18 protein-coding genes and 1 tRNA gene are annotated in these 20,129 nt (G+C 66.6%); 11 read left to right on the forward strand and 8 right to left on the reverse strand.

The window, feature by feature from the left end; translation table 11 throughout:
• The first annotated feature begins 22 nt into the window (after positions 1-22).
• The 9 genes from FPZ24_RS12760 to FPZ24_RS12800 all read left to right on the forward strand — a co-directional run bounded on the left by FPZ24_RS12760 (position 23) and on the right by FPZ24_RS12800 (position 6,023).
• Positions 23-298, forward strand: coding sequence for a DUF3297 family protein (locus FPZ24_RS12760; protein ID WP_146572567.1), 276 nt, complete (start codon positions 23-25; stop codon positions 296-298).
• A gap of 90 nt (positions 299-388) precedes the next feature.
• Entirely contained in the window at positions 389-1,453 is a 1,065-nt protein-coding gene (locus FPZ24_RS12765; RefSeq protein WP_146572568.1) for a type I restriction endonuclease, read from the forward strand.
• 353 nt (positions 1,454-1,806) lie between these two features.
• The gene (gene infA / locus FPZ24_RS12770) at positions 1,807-2,052 is read left to right on the forward strand and encodes a translation initiation factor IF-1 (RefSeq protein WP_146574510.1); all 246 of its coding nucleotides are present in this window, start codon (positions 1,807-1,809) and stop codon (positions 2,050-2,052) included.
• A gap of 85 nt (positions 2,053-2,137) precedes the next feature.
• The gene (locus tag FPZ24_RS12775) at positions 2,138-2,707 is read left to right on the forward strand and encodes a Maf family protein (protein WP_146574512.1); all 570 of its coding nucleotides are present in this window, start codon (positions 2,138-2,140) and stop codon (positions 2,705-2,707) included.
• Positions 2,700-3,635 (forward strand): ribonuclease, encoded by a 936-nt coding sequence (locus FPZ24_RS12780; RefSeq protein ID WP_146572570.1) that lies wholly within the window; start codon positions 2,700-2,702, stop codon positions 3,633-3,635. The genes FPZ24_RS12775 and FPZ24_RS12780 overlap by 8 nt, the downstream gene beginning before the upstream one ends.
• Positions 3,632-3,805 (forward strand): DNA gyrase inhibitor YacG, encoded by a 174-nt coding sequence (gene yacG, locus FPZ24_RS12785; protein WP_146572572.1) that lies wholly within the window; start codon positions 3,632-3,634, stop codon positions 3,803-3,805. Before FPZ24_RS12780 ends, yacG begins: the two co-directional genes overlap by 4 nt.
• 31 nt (positions 3,806-3,836) lie before the next feature.
• Positions 3,837-3,912: transfer RNA gene (locus FPZ24_RS12790), tRNA-Phe, on the forward strand.
• A gap of 93 nt (positions 3,913-4,005) precedes the next feature.
• Positions 4,006-5,235, forward strand: a complete 1,230-nt coding sequence (locus tag FPZ24_RS12795) for an acetyl-CoA acetyltransferase (protein ID WP_146572575.1) — start codon at positions 4,006-4,008, stop codon at positions 5,233-5,235.
• Positions 5,232-6,023: a DUF1295 domain-containing protein gene (locus FPZ24_RS12800; RefSeq protein ID WP_146572577.1), complete on the forward strand. Its 792-nt coding sequence runs from the start codon at positions 5,232-5,234 to the stop codon at positions 6,021-6,023. The genes FPZ24_RS12795 and FPZ24_RS12800 overlap by 4 nt, the downstream gene beginning before the upstream one ends.
• Positions 6,024-6,138: 115 nt before the next feature.
• On the opposite strand, the gene FPZ24_RS12805 is transcribed toward FPZ24_RS12800, so the two are convergent.
• Positions 6,139-7,605 carry a carotenoid oxygenase family protein gene (locus FPZ24_RS12805; RefSeq protein ID WP_146572579.1) on the reverse strand — a complete coding sequence of 489 codons (1,467 nt, stop codon included), beginning with the start codon at positions 7,603-7,605 and terminating at the stop codon, positions 6,139-6,141.
• 85 nt (positions 7,606-7,690) lie between these two features.
• Between FPZ24_RS12805 and FPZ24_RS12810 the strand changes: the two genes are divergently transcribed.
• On the forward strand, positions 7,691-7,945 hold the full coding sequence (locus FPZ24_RS12810; RefSeq protein WP_146572581.1) for a hypothetical protein: 255 nt from the start codon (positions 7,691-7,693) through the stop codon (positions 7,943-7,945).
• Between the two features lie 12 nt (positions 7,946-7,957).
• Here FPZ24_RS12810 and FPZ24_RS12815 read toward each other — a convergent pair whose 3' ends face one another.
• Genes FPZ24_RS12815 through FPZ24_RS12825 form a run of 3 tightly spaced genes read right to left on the reverse strand, consistent with a single transcriptional unit; the run spans position 7,958 to position 11,843 of the window.
• Positions 7,958-9,529, reverse strand: a complete 1,572-nt coding sequence (locus FPZ24_RS12815) for a sensor histidine kinase (RefSeq protein WP_146572582.1) — start codon at positions 9,527-9,529, stop codon at positions 7,958-7,960.
• Positions 9,526-10,239: a response regulator transcription factor gene (locus tag FPZ24_RS12820; protein ID WP_240047458.1), complete on the reverse strand. Its 714-nt coding sequence runs from the start codon at positions 10,237-10,239 to the stop codon at positions 9,526-9,528. Before FPZ24_RS12820 ends, FPZ24_RS12815 begins: the two co-directional genes overlap by 4 nt.
• Entirely contained in the window at positions 10,236-11,843 is a 1,608-nt protein-coding gene (locus FPZ24_RS12825) for a DUF4153 domain-containing protein (RefSeq protein ID WP_146572584.1), read from the reverse strand. The genes FPZ24_RS12820 and FPZ24_RS12825 overlap by 4 nt, the downstream gene beginning before the upstream one ends.
• Before the next feature lie 143 nt (positions 11,844-11,986).
• Here FPZ24_RS12825 and FPZ24_RS12830 point away from each other — a divergent pair, with 143 nt between their 5' ends.
• Complete coding sequence (locus FPZ24_RS12830) at positions 11,987-14,056, forward strand: NHL repeat-containing protein (protein ID WP_146572586.1); 2,070 nt, start codon at positions 11,987-11,989, stop codon at positions 14,054-14,056.
• Here the strand turns inward: FPZ24_RS12830 and FPZ24_RS12835 are convergent.
• The 4 genes from FPZ24_RS12835 to FPZ24_RS12850 are packed head-to-tail and all read right to left on the reverse strand — an operon-like array spanning position 14,053 to position 20,078.
• A complete protein-coding gene (locus FPZ24_RS12835; RefSeq protein WP_186728837.1) occupies positions 14,053-16,074 on the reverse strand; it encodes a glycoside hydrolase family 97 protein in 2,022 nt (673 codons plus the stop codon). The two genes, FPZ24_RS12830 and FPZ24_RS12835, sit on opposite strands and share 4 nt — an antisense overlap.
• 11 nt (positions 16,075-16,085) lie before the next feature.
• On the reverse strand, positions 16,086-17,096 hold the full coding sequence (locus FPZ24_RS12840) for a cupin-like domain-containing protein (protein WP_146572588.1): 1,011 nt from the start codon (positions 17,094-17,096) through the stop codon (positions 16,086-16,088).
• Positions 17,089-18,552 (reverse strand): tryptophan 7-halogenase, encoded by a 1,464-nt coding sequence (locus tag FPZ24_RS12845; protein WP_146572590.1) that lies wholly within the window; start codon positions 18,550-18,552, stop codon positions 17,089-17,091. Before FPZ24_RS12845 ends, FPZ24_RS12840 begins: the two co-directional genes overlap by 8 nt.
• On the reverse strand, positions 18,549-20,078 hold the full coding sequence (locus FPZ24_RS12850; protein ID WP_146572592.1) for a tryptophan halogenase family protein: 1,530 nt from the start codon (positions 20,076-20,078) through the stop codon (positions 18,549-18,551). The genes FPZ24_RS12845 and FPZ24_RS12850 overlap by 4 nt, the downstream gene beginning before the upstream one ends.
• Positions 20,079-20,129 lie beyond the last annotated feature (51 nt).

Genomic DNA, 20,129 nt, shown 5'->3' on the forward strand with positions numbered 1-20,129 from the left:
CCGCGCGGCAGAGCGCCGCACCATGACCAAGTCCAAAGACTCCCCGCCCGATCGCCTGTCGACCAACCCGTCGAGTCCCTATTTCGACCAGCCCCTGCTCGAACGCGGCATCGGCATCCGCTTCAAAGGCGTCGAGCGCCGCGACGTCGAGGAATACAGCATCTCCGAAGGCTGGGTCCGCGTCGCGCTGGGAAAGAAGGTGGATCGGCATGGCAACCCGCTGACGCTGAAGTTGACCGGGCCGGTGGAGGCTTGGTTCGAGAGCGGCGGGGACGAAGACGAGGATAGCGAGGACTAACCTCCTCCATTTCGGGTCCACTAGCCGGGCGCGTCGCTTGTAATCGCCAAGGTGCTCTGCACTCTACCGGGGAAACCCTGGAGTGGCGGCATGGATTTGGCGACGAAGCTGGTAGAACTAGAGAAGCGTACGGCGCAGCATCGCGAGCTGCTGCTCACCGAAGAAGCGGCAAAGACGGCGTTGGTGCTGCCGCTGCTGCAGGCCCTGGGCTACGACGTTTTCAATCCGGGCGAAATCATTCCCGAATTCACCGCCGATGTCGGGATCAAGAAGGGCGAAAAGGTCGATTACGCCATCGCGATCGATGGCAAGCTGACCATGCTGATCGAGTGCAAGCCGTCGTCGATGGACCTCGACCTCAAGCACGCCTCGCAACTCTTCCGGTATTTCTCGACGACCGATGTGCGGATCGCCGTCCTGACCAACGGCGTCACCTATCAATTTTATTCGGATATCGATCAGCCCAACAAGATGGACGACAAGCCGTTCTTCATCTTCAACATGGACGCGATCCGGCGCACCGATCCGCCCATATTGGAGCGGTTCAAGAAATCGTCCTTCAATATCGACGAGATCATCGCCGAGGCCGGGCGGCTGAAACTGCAATCGCTGTTGCGCGTCGAACTGGAACGCGAATTCGCGCAACCTTCGGAAGAATTCGTGCGGCTGATGGCATCGCGGGTGCAGCAGGGCCGACTCACGGCGGCCGCCAGAGAGCAACTCGCGAACATTCTTGGTTTGTCGATCGCGTCGCTGATCCGCGACAAGGTCAACGACCGGCTGACATCGGCGCTCAACGTCGCGAACCCCTCGCCGCAGCCGATCGAAGCGGGACAATCGGACGATCCCTCGATCGGCGATGGCGTCATCACCAGCGAAGAGGAAATCGCCGGCTTCCGCATCATCCAGGCGATCGCCGCGCGCCACGTCGACCCCAGCCGCGTGGTGATCCGGGATTCAAAATCCTATTGCGCGATCCTGCTGGACGACAACAATCGCAAGACGCTGGCGCGGTTGCATTTCAACAGCCCGACGACGCGCTATGTCGGCACCTTCACCGACAAGGACGAAACCCGCCACGCCGTGACGGCGCCGATCGATATCTATAAGCTCGAGGATCAAATTCTGGCACGCATCAAGGAGTTGGGTGGCTAACAGGACCGCCGGGCGCCGCATACTCTGGTCGGTTTTCCTACAGCCCCAGCCTCATGCTATCCTGCGTCCCGGCGCCTGACAGCGTCCGCGCTCTTTGATATCGCCGGCCACTCGATCGACCACGCCGCTCTCCCCGCGGGCGTGCGCGTTAGTGTCAACTTCGTGTCAACTTTGCCTGCCTGGCGTGGGCCGACGCGGGAGTGAATCCCGCGTCGTCGGACGGGTTCGGCTTCGCCGACCCGCCGACCGGCCTTCGCCGTCTCACCGCCAGCTGTCCGCTGGCGTTGTGCGGCGCGCGGCTTTCCGCTAAGGGCGCCCATCCCGAATTTCCCACGATTTACCCAGAGGCTTGTTTGGCAAAAGAAGAACTTCTCGAAATGCGCGGCCAGGTGGTGGAGCTTCTGCCCAACGCCATGTTCCGCGTCCGGCTGGAAAACGACCATGAGATCCTCGGTCACACCGCCGGCAAGATGCGCAAGAACCGTATCCGCGTGCTGGTCGGCGACGAAGTGCTCGTCGAACTCACGCCCTACGACCTGACCAAGGGCCGCATCACCTATCGCTTCATGCCGGGCCGCGACGGGCCGAGGCCGCAGTAATGACGGCGTCGCCCCAGCGAAAGCTGGGGTCTCGTGCACTATATCCGCTGCTAGAGATGCCAGCGTGCGCTGGCATGACGAGAATATGAACCTCGTTCTCGCCTCCACCAGCCCGCGCCGCCGCGAATTGCTCGCGCGGATCGGGGTCGAGCCCGCGCGCTTCGCCGCGCCCGACATCGACGAGACGCCGCTGAGGGGTGAACTCCCCCGCGCCTATGTCGCCCGCCTCGCCGAGGCCAAGGCGCTGGCCGTGGCGCGCGGCGCCGAGGAGATCGTGCTGGCCGGCGACACCACGGTCGCGGTCGGACGGCGCATCCTCGAAAAGCCGCTGGACGAGGCCGATCTGCGGCGGATGCTCGGATTGCTGTCGGGGCGGCGGCACCACGTTTTTTCGGGCGTGTGCGTCGTCGGGCGCGATGGCCGCGCGAAGGTCCGCGTGGTCGACACGATCGTCGGGTTCAAGCCGCTCTCGCCGGCGGAGATCGACTGGTACGTCGCCAGCGGCGAAGGCATGGGCAAGGCAGGCGGCTACGCGATCCAGGGCCGTGCCGAAGCATTCGTACGCTATCTCGCGGGGAGCCATTCGAACGTCGTCGGGCTGCCGGTGTTCGAGACGCTCGGATTGCTGCGCGCGGCAGGCATGCCGCTTGGCTGAGTGGCTCTACGAAGCCGGCATCGGCGAGGCGCGCGCGGCGCTCGTCGAGAGCGGCCGGATCGTCCAGGCGCGGATCGAGCGACCCGGCGGCTTGCGGGTCGGTTCGGTGTTCGAGGCACGGTTGGTGGAGCGTGTCGCGGCGGGCCTATCGAGGGTCGAAGGCGATGCCGGCGCCGCGGTTATCGACCGCGTACCGCCCGGCGTGACCGAGGGCGCGCGATTGCGAGTCGAGGTGGTGCGCGAGGCGCTGCCCGAACCTGGGCGGATCAAACTGGCCAAGGTTGTCGCGAGCGACGCCGAGGTAGCGGATGGCCCCGACCTGCTGGCCCGGTGTCAGGCTAGCGGCGTGCCGGTGCGAACGCTCCGCCCACACGAGCCCGACGCTCTCGAGGCAGCCGGCTGGTCGGAAGTGCTCGACGAGGCGCTGAGCGGCGAGATCGCCTTCGCCGGCGGCGCCCTTCGCCTGTCGCCGACCCCGGCAATGACCCTGTTCGACGTCGATGGTCCCGGCGCCGTCCCCGCACTCGCCGTGGCGGCCGCGACAGCCGCCGCAGAGGCGATCGTGCGGCACGATATCGGCGGGTCGATCGGGATCGACTTTCCGACCGTGACCGGCAAGGCCGAACGCCTCGCAGTCGCCGAAACGATCGACGCGGTTCTGCCGCAGCCCTTCGAACGCACCGCGCTCAACGGGTTCGGCTTCCTCCAGATCGTCCGCCCTCGCCCTCGGGCCTCGCTCCCCGAACTGCTCCGCGACGACCGTGTCGCCGTCGAGGCATTGGCGCTTATCCGCCAGATCGAACGCACGCCGCAGCCGGTGCCGCCCTTTCACGCCGCCCCGCCCCGCGTTATCGCTTGGCTCAAGGCCCGCCCCGACCTGATCGCCGCATTGTCGCGGAGCACCGGCGTCCCCATCTCCTTCGCATGAGCAAGCAGACCTGCCCGCTATGCGGCCAGCCCAGCACCCCGGCGCACAAGCCGTTCTGCAGCGGCCGTTGCCACGACCGCGACCTGCTCAACTGGCTCGGCGACGGCTACGCGATCCCCGGCGCGCCAGCCGACCCGGAAGCGCTGGACATGCCCGAAACCCGCGACTAAGAGGCCCGCTCTTTCGCGGTTCACGCGCGATGCCCAGGTAGCTCAGTTGGTAGAGCATGCGACTGAAAATCGCAGTGTCGGCGGTTCGATCCCGTCCCTGGGCACCATCCATCCCATCCCGCTATCGCCGCAACCGATAGCTGATTTGCCAAGCGGTCGTCCGCTTGCAACACTGCGCCAACGCGGACGGAGGGGCAGGCATGGTTTTCATCCTTGGCGGGTGGCAAAGCGACTTCTCGACCGTCTGGAGCCGGCAGGGCATGGATCTGGCCGACGCGTTCGCGGAAGCCGTGAACCAGGGCATGGCCGCGACGGCGATCGATGCGGCGGAGGTCGAGACCGGGCATGTCGGCAATTTCACGGCCGAATTGTTCGCGGGTCAGGGATTGCTCGGCGGGTTCTTCGGGCTGGTCGACCCGGCGTTTAATGGCTTGCCCACCGCGCGGCACGAGGCGGCGTGTGCGTCGGGCAGCGTCGCGGTACTGGCGGCGACGGCGGAGATCGAGGCGGGGCGCTACGATCTCGCCTGCGTCGTCGGGATCGAGCAGATGCGCAACGTCCCCGGCCAGACCGCCGCCGAACATCTCGGCGCGGCGGCGTGGGTGGGACACGAATATGGCGAGGCGCGCTACGTCTGGCCCGCCGCTTTCTCCGACCTGGCCGAGGAGTATGACCGCCGCTACGGCCTGAAATACGAACATCTGATGCGCATCGCCGAGATCAATTTCGGCAACGCCAAGCGCAATCCCAATGCGCAGACGCGCGGATACGCCTTTTCTCCGGAGAGCTTCACCGCCGACGACGATGCCAATCCGGTGGTCGAAGGCCGGACGCGCAAGATGGATTGCGGCCAAGTCACCGACGGCAGCGCGGTGGTGTTCCTCGCCTCGGAGAAGCGCGCCGCTGACTATGCCGCCAAGCGCGGGATATCGCTCGACAGCTTGCCGCGTATCGCCGGTTGGGGGCATCGCTCCGCGCCGATCGGCTATGCGCGCAAAGTCGCCGACAGCGCCGGCCAGCCCTACGTCTTCCCCCAGGTTCGCCGCGCGATAGAGGATGCACGGGCCCGCGCCGGGGTAACCGACATCGCGCAGATCGACGCGGTGGAGACGCACGACTGCTTCACCGCCACCGAATATATGGCGATCGACCATCTCGGCCTGACCGCTCCCGGCGAATCGTGGAAAGCGATCGAAGACGGGTCGATCGATGTCGGCGGACGCTTGCCGATCAACCCATCGGGCGGACTGATCGGGTGCGGGCATCCCGTCGGCGCGACCGGCGTGCGGATGCTGCTCGACGCGGCGAAGCAGGTGAGTGGCAGCGCTGGCGACTATCAGGTAGATGGCGCCAACCGCGTCCAGACGCTCAATATCGGCGGATCGACCACGACGACGGTCAGCTTCATCGTGGAAAGGGCGGCGGCATGAGCGTCCCGCAACTGCTCGCGATCAACGCCGCGGTGCTGATCGCGGTATTCGTGCTGTTCTGGCTGGTGACGCTCAAGACGCGCGACGTGACGCCGATCGACAGCGTGTGGGCGCTCGGCATGGTGGTGCTCGGCTGGACCAGCTTCGCGCAGACGGCGGGCGACCCGACGCGCAAGGCGTTGCTGATGGTGCTGTGCACGGTCTGGGGCGTGCGGCTCGGGCTCTACCTGCTGTGGCGGTGGCGCCATCATGGCCCGGATCGCCGGTACCAGACGATGTTCGCCAAGGCCAAGGAGGCCAAGGGCTGGGACTTCAACCAGGCGTCGGTCCGGCTGGTCTATGCGATCCAGGCGCCGTTGCTGTTCATCGTGTGCCTGCCCGTCCAGCTCGGCCAGATCGACGCGACGCCCACGGTCGGCATCGTTGGGAAGATCGGCGTAGCGCTCGCGGTCGTCGGCATCCTGTTCGAGACGGTCGGCGACTGGCAGCTCGTCGCGTTCCGCCGTGATCCCGCCAACGCCGGCAAGGTGCTGAGCACCGGCTTGTGGCGCTACACGCGCCACCCGAACTATTTCGGCGACGCCTGCGTATGGTGGGGTCTCTACCTGGTCGCGGCCGAGAGCATCACCGGCCTGTGGGCCTTGCCCGGCCCGATCCTCCTTACCTACACGCTGATGCGCTGGTCCGGCGTGCCGACGGTCGAGGGCCGGATGAAACGCAAGAAGCCCGATTACGAGGCCTATGTCCGCCGTACGTCGGGCTTCGTACCGTGGTTCCCCCGCTCCTAAGTTGACACCAAGTTGACACTAGCGACGTCGATCCGACCATCGGCCGCCTCGCGCGTGCGACGACTAGAAGCAGCCCGAAGACGCTGACAGACGAAATCCAACTTTGGAAGCGCAATCAGCCGTATCGACGCAGGACGGTGCGATCGGCCCAATGCGAATGCGTCCCGCTCGAAATCTTGTGCGGCAGTGCGATGCGGCACACCGGCCCCGCTTCGATATCGCGCGCGTCGATCAGGATACATTCGCTGGTGCCGCGATTTTCGTCGGTGACGAAGCTGACGAGATAGCCGTCATCCTCCGCGGTCGATTCGACGCGCGGCGCGAACGGCGCTTCGCTGGCGTAGCGGCCGTCCTCCAGCATCAGCGTCCACGATTTGCCGGTGTCGAGGTCGTGCTTGACGAAACCGTTGAACAGGAACCAGCCCGGCTTGCTCGTCGTCGAATAGACGTAGCGATGCTTGCGCCCCGCGACGCGCCCGTCGATCATCCCGAATTCGAGTGTGCGGTCGTCGAGGCGTTCCTCCGTCGTCGTCCCGTCAGCCAGATTGAAGCGCCAGCGGTGCAGCCGCGGCAGGAAGCTGTGCTCGTCGACATAGGCCATCATGTGGCCATAGCCGTCCTCGTTAGGCAGCGGCGCCGGCTGCGGATTGTCCTGAAAATAGGCGTCCATCAAGACCTCGTCGCCCTCCTCATAGGCGTTGAGGAAGTGGAGGATGTAAGTCGGCGACGCCTCGAACCAGCGGATGTCCTCCGTTTTACCGTGGCGCGGAATCAACGCGAAGCGCGACGGGATACCTTCATGGATGCGGGCGGCGTGGATGCCGCGCTCTAGCAATTCCTGATCCCAGAACATCGGCAGATCGTTCACGATCGACCAATTCTCGCTGAAGGTCATGTCGTGCGGCAGGCGCGGCCCGGGTAGCGGCACAGGGATATAGTCGGTCACCCGCCCAGCGGCATCGACCACGCCGTAATGCATGAACGGCGCGTGCTTCGAATAGTTGAAGAACAGCAGTTCGCCGGTGCGATCGTCGACCTTGGGATGCGCCGAAATACCGTCGAGCGGGACCCAAGGCGCGACGCCCGATTGCTCGAGCGTCTCCGGGTCGAGCACATAGCCCTCGCCACATTGATAGAAGGTCGAAATCGCCTTGCCCGCATGGACGACAATGTCGGTGCTCGACGAATCCTTCAGGCTCCCATGCGCGCCGAACCCGGGCCGCTTCGACGTACCGGGCCGATCCATCAGCCCGCCCCACAGCGACCTGCCCGCATCCTGCTCGGCCTGGAAACAGCGCGTGCGCACGAAGCGGTTGCGGTACGACGCCGTGCCGCCGCTGAAGTCGATCTGGTGGATCATGCCGTCGCCGTCGAACGGATGATATTTGCCCAGCGGCTGGTGCAGCTGGTTCTCGGTATTGCGCAGATAGACGCCGTCGATATCGCTTGGGATCGCGCCCTCGATCACATCCAGATCGACCGCCGTCACCTCCTCGTGCTGCGGCGTCCAGGCGTGATTGAGATACGGGTGGTTGCTCGGCTGCAGCGACGACGTAACCGGCGCGAGACGTTCGATCTGCATGGATGATCCGCTCCCTTCCCTCTTTCGGGCAAGCTTAGCGATTGGTAGGCGGTTGGGCTATCGGACAATGCGGATGAGAGGCCAAATGGCGAGGAAGAAGCGCTATCTGACCGCGACGATGGCCGATGGCTACGTCAAGACGATCGGCCCTACCACCGCTCCGCACACGCATTACTGGCGGATCGTCGCCCATCTGAAGAGCGGCAAGACCGAGGTGTTCTGGGGGCACGCCAATTCGCTGAAGGAAGCGACCGGCAAGAAAGCGGCGACCGAAGAAGCGGCGAAGCAGCGCGGCTGGAAGAGCTTCGAGTTCGAAGTCGTCGAATTGACCGAAACCTGAATTCGACGCTTTCTACGTCTCAACGGCGCACGGTAATGTGAGGACGAAACGGCTCCCGACCGCGCATTGCGTGTCGAGGTCGATGTCGCCGCCGCCGGCTCTGAGCAACGACGCAGAAATCGCGAGACCGAGTCCCGTTCCGCCGGTTGCCCGCTTCGTCGTGAAGAACGGTTCGAAGATACGGTCGGCCGTCGCCGGATCGATTCCTGATCCGTTGTCGGCCACCGACATGCGCACGCTGGCGTCGTCCGGGACGACGTCCAACGTCACGGACGTCGCGCCGGCCTGACGGGCGTTCTCGAGTAGCGCGGTCAGCACCGCTTCGATCGTGGCGCGCGGCGTGGACACGACCCGCACGGTCTCTGGAGCGGTCACGGACACTGCGAAGCCATCGCCGTTGAACGCATCGGCGACGGGTCGGATCGCCGCGAGCACATCCGCAGTTGTCGCGGGATCGGCGGTCGCCATGTCGGCGCGCGCCAGATCGAGCAGCCGCGTCACGAGTTGCGACAGGCGTGTGGCGTCGGCCTTGGCGTTGGCAAGGAACCGCGCCCGCTCGGCGGGATCCATGTCCTCGCCATGATCCTCGAGCAGTTCGATCGCCCCGGCGATCCCGGCCAGTGGCGTCTTGAATTCGTGACTGACCGACGCGGCGAAATCGCGGAGATAATGCGAGCGGCGATCGATCGCGGCGGCCATCGTGCGGAAATTGTCGAACAATTGCCGGATCTCGATCGCGGCGGTCGCGGGGGTGTCGGGAACGCTGCCGGTCCCGGCCGCGACGTCGCGCGTCGCCTTGTCGAGCGCTTCGACCGGCCGCGCGATGCCGCGCGACAACAGGCCCGTCATCACGACCAACAGGCCGAAAATGACGACGATACCGAAGATGATCTTGCCGCGATCCTCGTACAGTCCGCGGAACAACGCGCGCGGCGAACGCGACAACAGGATTGCGCCGACTACCTTGCCGTCGACCAGGATCGGCCGGACGTGGTGGATGCGCAGCGACGACGCGCGGCTGAGCCACTCGAACGCATAGACCTGCGCGTATCGCCCGTTTTCGCGCAACACGGTGCCGACACGGCCCTTCAGCGCCGCTGCTACTTCGGGAACCGCCGCGTAGCTGCCACCGGCCTCCGGTCCCAGGATAACGATCCCGTTGCGGTCGATCAGCTGGATCGATGCCAGCGTGGTGTTTTCGGTCGTGGCGATGATCGGCGCGACCCGTTCCGCGACGTCAATCGCGCCCGGATCGGGTGAGGCAGTGCGCGCCGTCGCAGGTGGCCGCTCCCCCAGCACCGGCGTCGTCCGCAGATCGATCGTCGATGCCTCGGGGCGAAAGTTCGGCATCACCTTTTGCGGCACCGCGCCGGGCCACATCGCCTGTGCCGTCGCCGCCAGCGCCGCGCCTTGGGCGATCAGTTCGGTCTCGGTCTGGCGGACGAGCGTGTTCTCGTAGACCCGCAGAAACAGCGCGCCGAACCCCGGCAGCGCCGCGGTGAACAACAGGGTGCCGAACAGGATCGTGCGCAGCCGGAGCGCCGGCCAGTGCGCCTTGAGCCATGCTTTGGCGCGGCCGGTCACGCCCCGGCGCAGGCCCCGAGCCGATAGCCGACGCCCGCCCGCGTTTCGACGATGTCGCCCCCGCCCGCCGCGGCGAATTTGTTTCGCAAATTGCGGATATGGCTGTCGATCGTGCGGTCGGTCACCGCGAAACCCGGACCGTGCAGCCGATCGATGATCGCGTCGCGGCTGAACACGCGGGTCGGCATCGTCGCGAGCGTCTTCAGGATCGTGAACTCGGTCACCGTCAGCGGAACTTCCACGCCGTCCCACGCCGCACGCCAGCCGTCGGCATCGAGGCTCAGCCGGCCGTGCGCGACCTGACCATTGGCCTCGATCGCCGGCGCCTTCGGACTCGCGCGCCGCAGGATCGCCATCGACCGTGCCACCACCTCGCGTGGCGAAAAGGGCTTGGTCACGTAATCGTCGGCGCCGAGTTCGATTCCCAGCACGCGGTCGATCTCGTCGTCGCGCGACGACAGGAACAGGATCGGCACGTCGCCCTCGGCGCGCAGCCGTCGGCAGGTCTCCAACCCGTCCATCCGCGGCATGTTGATGTCGAGCACGATAAGGTCGATCTTCTGCCGCGCCGCTGCCGCCAGCACCGCCTCGCCGTCATCCGCCTCGAGCGTGTCGAGCCCCGCCTTGGCGAACGCGAAGGCCAGCAATTGGCGGATGTGCGGATCGTCGTCGGCGATCAGGATCGTGCGCGGCATGGGACACATGATCATCGCACGGCCTCGTTCGTCAATGGCGCCGATGCATTGGCGTCGCGCTGGGGTTCGGACGCGTCGGCGTCCGGCGCGGGCGCGGGGTCGGGGATCAGCGACCCGTCGCAGTTGCGCCCGTTCCGCCCAATGGTCGGCGGCGCGGGCAGCGGGCGGCCGCCGAGCATCGCCGCGATCTGAGCCATCCGGCGCTGGTTGCGCCACGTCCAACTATCGCCCTTCAGGCTATTACGCGTTGCTTCCAGCGTGCCATGCCGCACCCAGGCCAGGCGCTGGGCAAAGTCAGGGCTTAACCCGGGTCGCTGCTCCATCTCGACCAAAGCCGTCAGCGCAGACGCGTTCAACTGGTTCAGGTAGCAGAGATCGAGCGCCTGCCCCGCCCCGCCCGCTTCCTTCGCATGGCGGACATTCCACGTCGCGGCGACCGATCCCAGATCGACGATCGTGCAGGCGAACAGGACGATGCCGGCGGCGGCGGCATTGGCGTTGATCAGCCAGGCGCTGCTCTTCCCGCGCAGCATGCGCCACACGATCAGGACCAGGCCGATCGCGACCAGTCCCATCCACAGCAACGCCGCGATCCTCAGGACGGTCAGCGAGTATGCCGCGATATAGTCGGTCGTGCGCAGGATGCTCGACGCGACCAGAAACACGTTCTGCGCGACCCATGCCACGACGAGCCGCCGGATTAGCGGGACCTTCGCAGTCTCGGACCCGGGACGCAGGGCGACCAGGACGAACAATCCTGCCAATAGCGCCGTCGCGATCAGCGGGTAGGCGCCCTGATGCGCATAGCTCGCCAGCGTCACGCCCTTCGGCAGCGGCGCGCCACTCCATAGAAAGGCGATGTCCAGGCCGTTCTCGATCGCGAACAAAGCGTTGAAGGTGATCAGCGCCAGCGTCACCGATCCCGTCGATACCCCGGGAAGCGCGACGTCGAGCTCGGGCCGCGCTTCGTCGGGAAACGGCAGGTGCAATCGACGCGGACGCAAGGTCGACCATGCGAACGTGAAGATCAGTCCCCAGAACAGGAAGCGGAAGACGCTCTCGGCATCGATATTCGGCGCGCCGATCGACGACAGCGCCTCGCCGATCAGCGGATTGGCATTCGCGAACAGGCCCAGGAAAACCATCCCGCCGATCAACGGCAGCGGCAGCAGCGGCAACCAGCCGCGCATCTTCAACCCCCGCCCCCGGCGTTTGCCCAGCCGGATCAATCGAAAGAGGTCGCGCCATGGCCCGATCAGGCTGACGATCGCGAACAGAACCAGCCGGACCGCCCATCGCCCGACATGGTCGAAGGTCACCATGCGCGGCAACAGCACGGCGACCGCGAGCGTCGCGCCGAACATCAGCAATGCCAGCAGGCCGGGGCTGTCGATCATCACCAGACCGAGCGTCAGCGCGATCGCGCCCGCCACCAGCGCACCGCCCCGCCGCCATGCCGCGGGCGTCAGCAGCAACGTCACGCTCGCCCAGGCAAAGGCGAACATGCCGAGCGTCGATCCCACGCCGTCCGCCAGCCAGAACAGCAGGTCGCCCAGCACGACGAGCGCGAGCGCCGCCGCCACTTTGACCAGAAAACTCGAAAACACACGCCACCGCATCGCGGATTCTCCCGATTGAACGGCGCCGCTTGTCGGCGAAGTATGTCGAGGGCGTACGATCGAGCCGGCCGGGAACCGGCATTCATCCGATGCAGATTCGGTGCAGGACATCGGCGGGCATCGATGCGATAGGGCGCAGCCGCATGCTCAAATTCTCGCCCCGCCCCTTTCCTGTCGCCATAGGACTCGTCCTGCTCGCATTGATCAGGAGTGCGATCTGGCTGGCGCTGACGTTGGGCTGGTTCTCGCCCCCGAAGACCAAGTTCGGCTGGCAGGCGACGATGACCAACGTCGCCGGCGACGGCGCGAAAGGTCGTCTGGACGGCGCGCAGAACCGGGCGCGGTTCGGCGATCCTTTCGCGGTGGTGATGGACGCGAACGGCGCGCTCTACGTCGCCGACGCGGACCGCATCCGGAAGGTCGATCCGGACGGCAACGTCACTACCTTGCCGGGGGCGTTCGACACCCCGTCCGGGCTCGCGCTCGATCGAGCCGGCAATCTCTTCGTCGCGGATACCGGCGCGAACGCCATTCGCAGAATCACTCCGGCAGGCGACGTGACGACGATCGCGGGAGACGGGACGGCGGGCTATCGCGACGGACCGGCGGCGCAGGCGCGTTTCAACGGCCCGATCGGGGTTGCCGCAGACGACAAAGGCAACGTCTATGTCGCCGATACGTACAACGATCGCATCCGCGTGATCGCCGCCGATGGACAGGTGCGGACGTTGGCCGGCGGTGAAGCCCCCGGTTTCGCGGACGGCCGGGGTAGCGGCGCGGCGTTCGACACGCCCACCGGCCTCACGCTCGATCCGCACGGCCAATTGCTCGTCGCCGACAGCGGCAACGACGCGATCCGCAAAGTCTTGCCCGACGGCCGCGTGACGACGCTGGCACGGACCGAAGCGACCGACGGTGGCGGCCTGCTGCAGGGCGCGGTCGGCCTCGCCGCCACGTGGGACGGCTACGTCTACGTCGCGTCCTATCGGCGCGGGCGCATCGTCGAAATGTCTCCCGCGGGCGAGCTTCGCATCTTGGCAGGGCCGGGATCGACGATCGACGGCAATGCCGCGTTGCCGTTGCTCGGCCCCGCCGGGCTTACGGTCGATCGGGCGGGTGCGCTCTACGTCGCGGACGCCTCCGCCTATGCGATCCGCAAGCTGACCCCGCGGGGCCGCGATCCCGGTCCGCCCCCGGCAATCCCTCAACCCGCGCCGCCGTCGCTGGTCGCTGCATCCGTCGTGCCGTGGCCGGTCGGCCCGCAGCTCGCCTGGCACGAGGTCGTCGGCGACATGGGCGAGGTGCGCGGCAATTATGACGGCGAAAGCCGCGATCACCTCCATGCCGGGCTCGATATCAGCGCTCCGGTCGGCGCGACCGTCTTTGCATCGGCGGACGAGAACGTGCGCGATCCGATGCCCAATTGGGACGTCGAGGGGCTGAGCGAAGGCCTGCGGATCGACGAGCTGACCTATATCCACATGCGCGTCGGACGGACCGCGTCGGGCGATCCGCTCGACCCGTCACGCTTTCAGATCGTCCGCGATGCGGAGGGTCATGTCGTCAGGGTGCGCGTGAAGCGCGGCACGCATTTCCGAGTCGGCGATGCGCTCGGCACGATCAACCGCATGGCGCATGTCCATCTCGAACTCGGCCCGCCGCGCGGCAAGATCAACGCGCTGTTTCTCAAATTCCCGGGGTTCGGCGACCATGTCGCGCCGCATATCGACGACGTCTATTTGATCGATGCGGCGGGTCAGCGCCTGGCCGACAAGCAGAACGGACGGCTGGTCGTCGCTGCGAATGCGGGGTCGCTCGGCATCGTCGTCGAAGCATGGGATCAGGTCGACGACAACGCCGCGCGCCGGCGGCTCGGCCTGTATCGCGCGGGGTTCCAGATCCTCAAACCTGACGGCACGCCGGCGCCGGGCTTCGCGCAGCCGCGGGTCACGATCCAGTTCGATCGCATGCCGCTGGGCGCGAACGCCGCGAAGATCGCCTACGCCCCGGCGAGCGGCGATACGGTGCACAGCGACCAGCGAACCCGCATGCAATATGTCGTCACCAACATCGTCCGCGACGGACGGATCGAACCGGGCGGCTGGACCCCGGCGAGTCTGCCGCCCGGCGATTATATCGTGCGCATCTACGCCGCCGATATAGCCGGCAACATCGCGTCGGCCGGTCGCGACCTGCCGATCACGATCCGCTAGCGCACCAGCCGGAACCGGATCGCGGTGCCGCCGCCGGGCGCGAGATCGAGCGTGAGCACGTCCTTGCTCGTCACCATTTTCTTCTCGATCGCGATCGATTGCGGATTGGTGCGATAGTCTGCGCCCGGACCGTCGCGGTAGATCTGCGCTTCGTATTTCGCGCCCGGCGCCAGGAACGAGAGCGGCTGGCGGAGCGAACGCGCGGTCTCGTCTGTGATCGCGCCCAGGAACCAGTCGCTCCCGCCGCGCTCCTTGCGCGCGACCACGACATAGTCGCCGATCTCCGCCTGCAGCGTCTTGGAAACGTCCCAGTCGGTGGGAACGTCGCGGATGAACTGGAAGGCGGGCAGGTTCGCTTCGTACTTCTCCGGCAGGTCGGCGGCCATCTGGATCGGGGAATAGATCACGACATACTCGGCGAGCTGGGTCGCTAGTGTCGATTGGACGCGGCGCGTCACGTCGTCCTTGCCGTGCGCGAGGTCGAAAATGCCCGGCGTGAAGTCCATCGGCCCGCCGAGCAATCGCGTGAACGGCAGGATCGTCAGATGCTCGGGCGGGTTGGTCGGGTTGCCCCAGGCATTGTATTCCTGCCCCCGCGCGCCTTCGCGGCTGACCATGTTGGGCCAGGTCCGTCGCAGGCCGGTGTCCTTCACCGGCTCGTGCGCATCGACGACGATGCCGTATTTGGCGGCGGTCTCGGCGACGAGCAGGTTGTGGCGGACCATGAACTGGCCGGCGAACCACTGCCCGTTCCCGTCGCGGTCGAGGATGTCGCCCGAATGCTTGACGTAGCCGGTCTTGACCGCCGTTACGCCGTAGCGGCGGTAGAACGCCATCGCGTCGGCAAGCTGGTTCTCGTAATTGACCACACCGCCGCCGGTCTCGTTATGGCCGATCAGCTGGACGCCCTTCGACCGCGCATAAGCGGTGATCGCGGCGATATCGAAATCGGGATAGGGCTTGGTGAAGCTGAACTTGTCGCCGTTCGCGATCCAGTCGCCGTCCCAACCCAGGTTCCACCCTTCGACCAGCACGCCCTTGAACCCGTATTTGGCGGCGAAATCGATGTAGCGCTCGACATTGGCGGTGGTCGCGCCGTGGCGCATGCCGCTGCCCCACGTGGTCTTGTCGAGGTGCATTTCCCACCACACGCCGACATATTTGCCGGGGGTGAACCATGTGGCGATGTCGAGGATTTTATTCGGCTCGTTGAGGTTGAGTTCGATCCGGCTGTCCGCCAACGCGCCCGGCGTGTCGCCGATCAGCACGGTCCGCCACGGCGTCGTGAACGCGCCGGTCTTCTTCGCCAGCGTCCCGTCGGGCCAGGGCATTAGCCAAGCGGTGAGCGTCCCCTCGCCATTACCCTGCAAGAGCATCGACGGGAAATCGACCAGCGCGGCTTCGTGGAACGACAGGTACAGCCCATTGGCGCCCTTCAAGGTCAACGGCGTTTCGGCGAGCGTGATGCGCCGCGCGTCTGTCTGGGTGTAGAGATATTCGTCGCGTTCCTGGCCGAGCCCCTGATACCACCAGGCCTGATAAGCGCCGACCGTCCGGAATTGCGTGCGCTCCGCGGTCACCGCGACGTCCTGCCCGGCGGGGATCGCGCCGTAGCTGTAGCGGAATCCGAACCCGTCATCGAACAGACGGAAGGTGACATCGACCGCCTTGTTGAATGCGGTGTCGCCGTTCAGGGTGACGGTCAGCTCCGTATGGTTGTCGCGGACGACGCGTTCCTCGCCCCAGGGCTGTTCCCAGGTCGTGTTCGAAGCCGAACGTTTCGCGTTGCCGATCGCGGCGAACCGCGCGGACGCCTCGCCCTTGAACGTCAGGCCGAGCTCGGACGGGGCCAGCACCACCACGCCCTTGCGCGTGACGGCGTAGAGCGCCTGGCCGTTGTCGACCCAGACGCACACTTCGATCACCTTGCCTGGCGACTGCGCGCATTCCCTGGCCGCGGCGGATGCGGACGCGGTCCATCCGAGCGCGGCGATCACGGCGAACAGGCGAAGAAACATGCGCAGGACTTTCACTGGGGAGGTTTGGCGAGTTGCTGGCGGAGCGCGGCGCGGCGGGCGGGCGTCATCGCGCCGAGCGCGCCGCGCAGCGCGTAAGGCAGGTGGGACACGACATCGCCGCGCTCGTCGAACACATAAGCGGCGATCATCTCACGCCAGTAATCGCGTTGATGCGGCGGGAGGTCGCGGAAGGCCAGGATCGCGGTTAGGAACGCGTCGTTGGGCTCGTCGCTGCCGCCCCACCAATAATTGACCATCGCGTTATGGGGGTCGAGCGAGGTGACGTGATGCCACCAATAGCGCGGCATGAAGAGCGCATCGCCGGGTTCGAGAAACGCCACGCGCGCGGCGGCGATCGCGTCGCGATAACGCGGGAAGCGCGCAAAATCCGGCGCTTCGGGATCGACCAGCGACAGCGGCGGCGGATTGTCGGGCGGGCCGACATAGAGATTGCTCACCTGCTCCGGCGGGAACAGCACGAAGCGGCGTCGCCCGGCGATCACGCACGCGAGGTTGTCGTCGCGGTCGTTGTGCGTGCGCGTATGCACCGCGCCGCCAAGCCACAGCCTTGGCGGGACGTCGGCCAGCACCGGCAGCGGGTTCTGCGCGACGAAATCGGGCATCGCCTGGTCGAGCCGCAGCATCTGAATCGCGACGGTTGGGCCATCGTCCTGGCCGATCAGGCTTTCGATCCGGTCCAGCGTCGGCCCCAGCGGCGCGGTCCGTTTGGTGAAGGTGAACTCGCGCAGGTCGGGACCGTACGCGAACTGGCCGCGATGTCGCGCGGGCGCCTCCATCACCGGCACGGGCGCGCCGCGATCAAGGCGTTTGAAATAGGCGTTGAGCGTGGCCGGCGCTTGCATCCCCGCAGCAAGCGCGGGCCAGGTTGCGAACAGTCCCTTGATGATCGCCGGCTCGCCCGCCGCGACGATCTCGGCAAAGTCCGCCGCATCGCGCACCGCGACCGGGGGCAGCGCGTCGAGATCGGCGGGGCGCGAGGGCAACCGGACCGGCTCAACCATGCCCGAGCGCCTGGGCGTGAGTCGGCTGGCGCGACACCGCGTCCTTCACGAAGCCGAGCATCCGGCGGAACTGCGCGGCGACCTCGGCGTCGTCGGTCGCGTCGATCCGCGGCGGCCAGCTTACCGGGACGACCCCAAGCCCCGTCAGCATCGCGCGCCAATGGTCGAACGGAATGCTGTCCTCTTCCATCGGCGGCAGTTCGCCCCGCGCGTGGAACGTGGCGATGATGTGCGCGAGCGTTGCCGGCGGTTCGGCCGCGCGGCCGGCATGCCAGAACAATCCGGGGAACGGCGCCAGCGCATAGAAGGCCGCCTGGTAATCGCGAAGCCGCTCGAACGACCCGCGCATGACGCGGTTATATTCGGCGCGGCTCGGCGCTGCATCGGCGCCCGCCGGAAAATGCGTGAGGAGCGCGATCAACCCCAGTTGCAGCGCGTGCAGATCGAGATTGTGAACCGGGTCGAGCGCGCAGGCCGCGCCACCGATCGCGACGCAATTGTGCGCCCATGGCTCGGTGCGGCATCCCGGATCGGAGGGGCGCAGCACCGCATCGCTCAACGCCAGGCCGCTCGCCGACCCCGCCCCGCGCAGTGCGTCCTCGTCGCCGATCAGGCTGCTCGCAAAAGCGTGGACCACATGGGTCGCCGCCTGGCCGGGATAGAGCGCGGTCCAGCCGCCGTGCCAGGCGCGCAGTTCGGCATAAGTCGGGATCGGGTCGAATGCTGGCCCGCGCGCGACGAACATGCGATCGACCGGAAAGTGCGTGCGCCAACTGTCCTGCGCGATGCCCAGCGTCTTTTCGATGAGTGCGGCATCGTCGCCCGTCGCGTCGACGAACAGGTCACCCGCAATCCGCTGTCCGTCGGCGACGAGTGCGATGAGATCGCCCGTCTCGTCGCGCTCGACCGCGATGTGGTTCGCCGACAGCACCGTGATGCCGGTCCGTGTCGCGACCGATTTCAGTCCCCCGGCATAAGCGATCGCGGGCAAGTGATAGCCGTAATCGGCGCGGCCATACACTTCGCTCGCCTCGTCGGGGATCATCACCCTGCCCTGCCGCGCGGCGGCGGCGGTCAGCGAGAAATCCTCGAATCCGGCGGGCAGTCCGGCGTCGCGACCCTTCACCCAATAGCCGAAAAAGTCGGCGCCATCGATCGCCGTTCCGTAACCGCCATAGGCGTTGAGGAATGCGGGATTGCCGCCGAGCATATCGACGATGTTCTGCCCGAGCGAAAAGGCACCGCGCGTCCCGCGCAGCAAGTCGCGCTCGTCGAGCCCGAGCCGCGCGTGGAGCGCCTCGATCCCCGGCAGCGTCGCATAGACGTCGGACGGGTAGAGCTTGCTGGGCAATTCGATCGCGGTGACCACGACGCCCGCCGCGCGCAACGCCGCCTGCAGCACGCATGCCGCGAGCCAGAGCGGCGCATCGCGACCGAGGATGACGACGCGGGTCATGCTGCAGGCTCCAGCGCGGGCGCGGGGCAATAGCTGCGGATGAAGTCGCCATGCCTGGTCATGTCGGCGGCGTTCACGTCGATGCGATATTTGAGATCAGCGAGTTGCGCTTCGAGCTCGGCGAGCGGGATCGCCTCCGCCAGCAGGCTGTGCGCGTTCGGCAGGATGCCCTGCCCGACCAGGACCGCGAGCCAGCTGTCGCGGGAGAACAGGCCGTAGCGATAGTCGGGGGCCGCGGCCGACGCCTCGAACAACGCGATCTTGTGCGCGAGCCCGTCGGGCAGTTCCATGTTGCGGACATGGTCCCACAGCGCACCCTCGCGGCGATTGGCGAGATAGTGGAGTACGATGAAATCGCGGCTGCGATCGTAATGGACCTCAAACAGCCGGTTGAACTCGGCCGCGAGGCGCGGATCGATCCCGCTGCGGCGCGTCGGCATCAGGTTGATCAGGTCCATCACCGCCGCCTGGATCAGGAAGATCGACGTCGATTCGAGCGGTTCGAGGAACCCGCTCGCCAGCCCGATCGCGACGCAATTGCCCGCCCAGGCGGCGGCGCGGCGACCGGCCTGGAAGCGGAGCATCCGCGGCTCGCCGAGCGGCGCGGCGTCGAGCGCGCCGAGCAGCACGTCACGCGCCCGATCCTCATCGGTGAAGCTCGAGCAGAAGACGTGGCCGTTGCCGGTGCGGTGCTGTAGTCCGATCCGCCACGTCCACCCCGCCTCCTGCGCGGTCGCCCGGGTGAACGGCAGCAACGGTTCGGTGCGCAGACTCGGCACAGCGAACGCGCGGTCGCACGGTAGCCAGTGGCTCCAGTCGCACCACGCCGTGTCCATCGTCTGGCCGACCAGCAGCGAGCGGAATCCGCTGCAGTCGATGAACAGGTCGCCTTCGATCACCGCACCCGATTCGAGCGTCACCGATGCGACATGTCCGCTCGAGGCATCGCGCGCGACATCGACGACCTTGCCCTCGATCCGCTCGACTCCGCGCGCGATCGACCAACGGCGCAGGAACGCGGCGTAGAGCCCGGCGTCGAAATGATAGGCATAGGCATAGGTCGATCGGATCGACTTGGGATCCTCGTTGGGCAGTTCGAACGCGTTGTTGCGGCAAGCCGCGATCGCGAACGAATAATCGTGGAGCTCGCCGACATCGCACCCCGCCGCCTTCGCGCGTGCCCAGTGATGCTGGAAATCGATCCCCGCCCAAGGCTCGCCGAACGTGCCGAACGGATGGACGTAGCGGTCGCCAGGCCGGTCCCAGCCGACGAATTCGATCCCGACTTTGAGCGACGCCTGGGTCTCGCGCATGAACTGCGCCTCGTCGATCCCCAGCGTATCGTTGAACACCTTGATGTGCGGCAGCGTCGCCTCGCCGACCCCGACCGTGCCGATCTCGTCGGACTCGATTAACGTGAGCGTATAGTCCCGTGCCGGCAGCAGCTTCGACAGCGCGGCCGCGGCCATCCAGCCGGCGGTGCCGCCGCCGACGATGACGATCCTGAGCGGTGCTGCCTCTGCCATGCCCTCATTCCCTCACCGAAAAAGTGGGCGCCGCCCCGACGGAACGGCGCC

This window comes from Sphingomonas panacisoli, assembly GCF_007859635.1.
In the GTDB taxonomy this organism is placed as follows: Bacteria; Pseudomonadota; Alphaproteobacteria; order Sphingomonadales; family Sphingomonadaceae; genus Sphingomonas; species Sphingomonas panacisoli.

Bases quoted from the DNA above. Each gene is read 5' to 3' on its own strand.
- FPZ24_RS12760 (WP_146572567.1), top strand. From the start codon at position 23: ATGACCAAGTCCAAAGACTCCCCGCCCGATCGCCTGTCGACCAACCCG.
- FPZ24_RS12765 (WP_146572568.1), top strand. From the start codon at position 389: ATGGATTTGGCGACGAAGCTGGTAGAACTAGAGAAGCGTACGGCGCAG.
- FPZ24_RS12775 (WP_146574512.1), top strand. From the start codon at position 2,138: ATGAACCTCGTTCTCGCCTCCACCAGCCCGCGCCGCCGCGAATTGCTC.
- yacG (WP_146572572.1), top strand. From the start codon at position 3,632: ATGAGCAAGCAGACCTGCCCGCTATGCGGCCAGCCCAGCACCCCGGCG.
- FPZ24_RS12795 (WP_146572575.1), top strand. From the start codon at position 4,006: ATGGTTTTCATCCTTGGCGGGTGGCAAAGCGACTTCTCGACCGTCTGG.
- FPZ24_RS12800 (WP_146572577.1), top strand. From the start codon at position 5,232: ATGAGCGTCCCGCAACTGCTCGCGATCAACGCCGCGGTGCTGATCGCG.
- FPZ24_RS12805 (WP_146572579.1), bottom strand. From the start codon at position 7,605: ATGCAGATCGAACGTCTCGCGCCGGTTACGTCGTCGCTGCAGCCGAGC.
- FPZ24_RS12810 (WP_146572581.1), top strand. From the start codon at position 7,691: ATGGCGAGGAAGAAGCGCTATCTGACCGCGACGATGGCCGATGGCTAC.
- FPZ24_RS12820 (WP_240047458.1), bottom strand. From the start codon at position 10,239: ATGATCATGTGTCCCATGCCGCGCACGATCCTGATCGCCGACGACGAT.
- FPZ24_RS12825 (WP_146572584.1), bottom strand. From the start codon at position 11,843: ATGCGGTGGCGTGTGTTTTCGAGTTTTCTGGTCAAAGTGGCGGCGGCG.
- FPZ24_RS12830 (WP_146572586.1), top strand. From the start codon at position 11,987: ATGCTCAAATTCTCGCCCCGCCCCTTTCCTGTCGCCATAGGACTCGTC.
- FPZ24_RS12835 (WP_186728837.1), bottom strand. From the start codon at position 16,074: ATGTTTCTTCGCCTGTTCGCCGTGATCGCCGCGCTCGGATGGACCGCG.
- FPZ24_RS12840 (WP_146572588.1), bottom strand. From the start codon at position 17,096: ATGGTTGAGCCGGTCCGGTTGCCCTCGCGCCCCGCCGATCTCGACGCG.
- FPZ24_RS12845 (WP_146572590.1), bottom strand. From the start codon at position 18,552: ATGACCCGCGTCGTCATCCTCGGTCGCGATGCGCCGCTCTGGCTCGCG.
- FPZ24_RS12850 (WP_146572592.1), bottom strand. From the start codon at position 20,078: ATGGCAGAGGCAGCACCGCTCAGGATCGTCATCGTCGGCGGCGGCACC.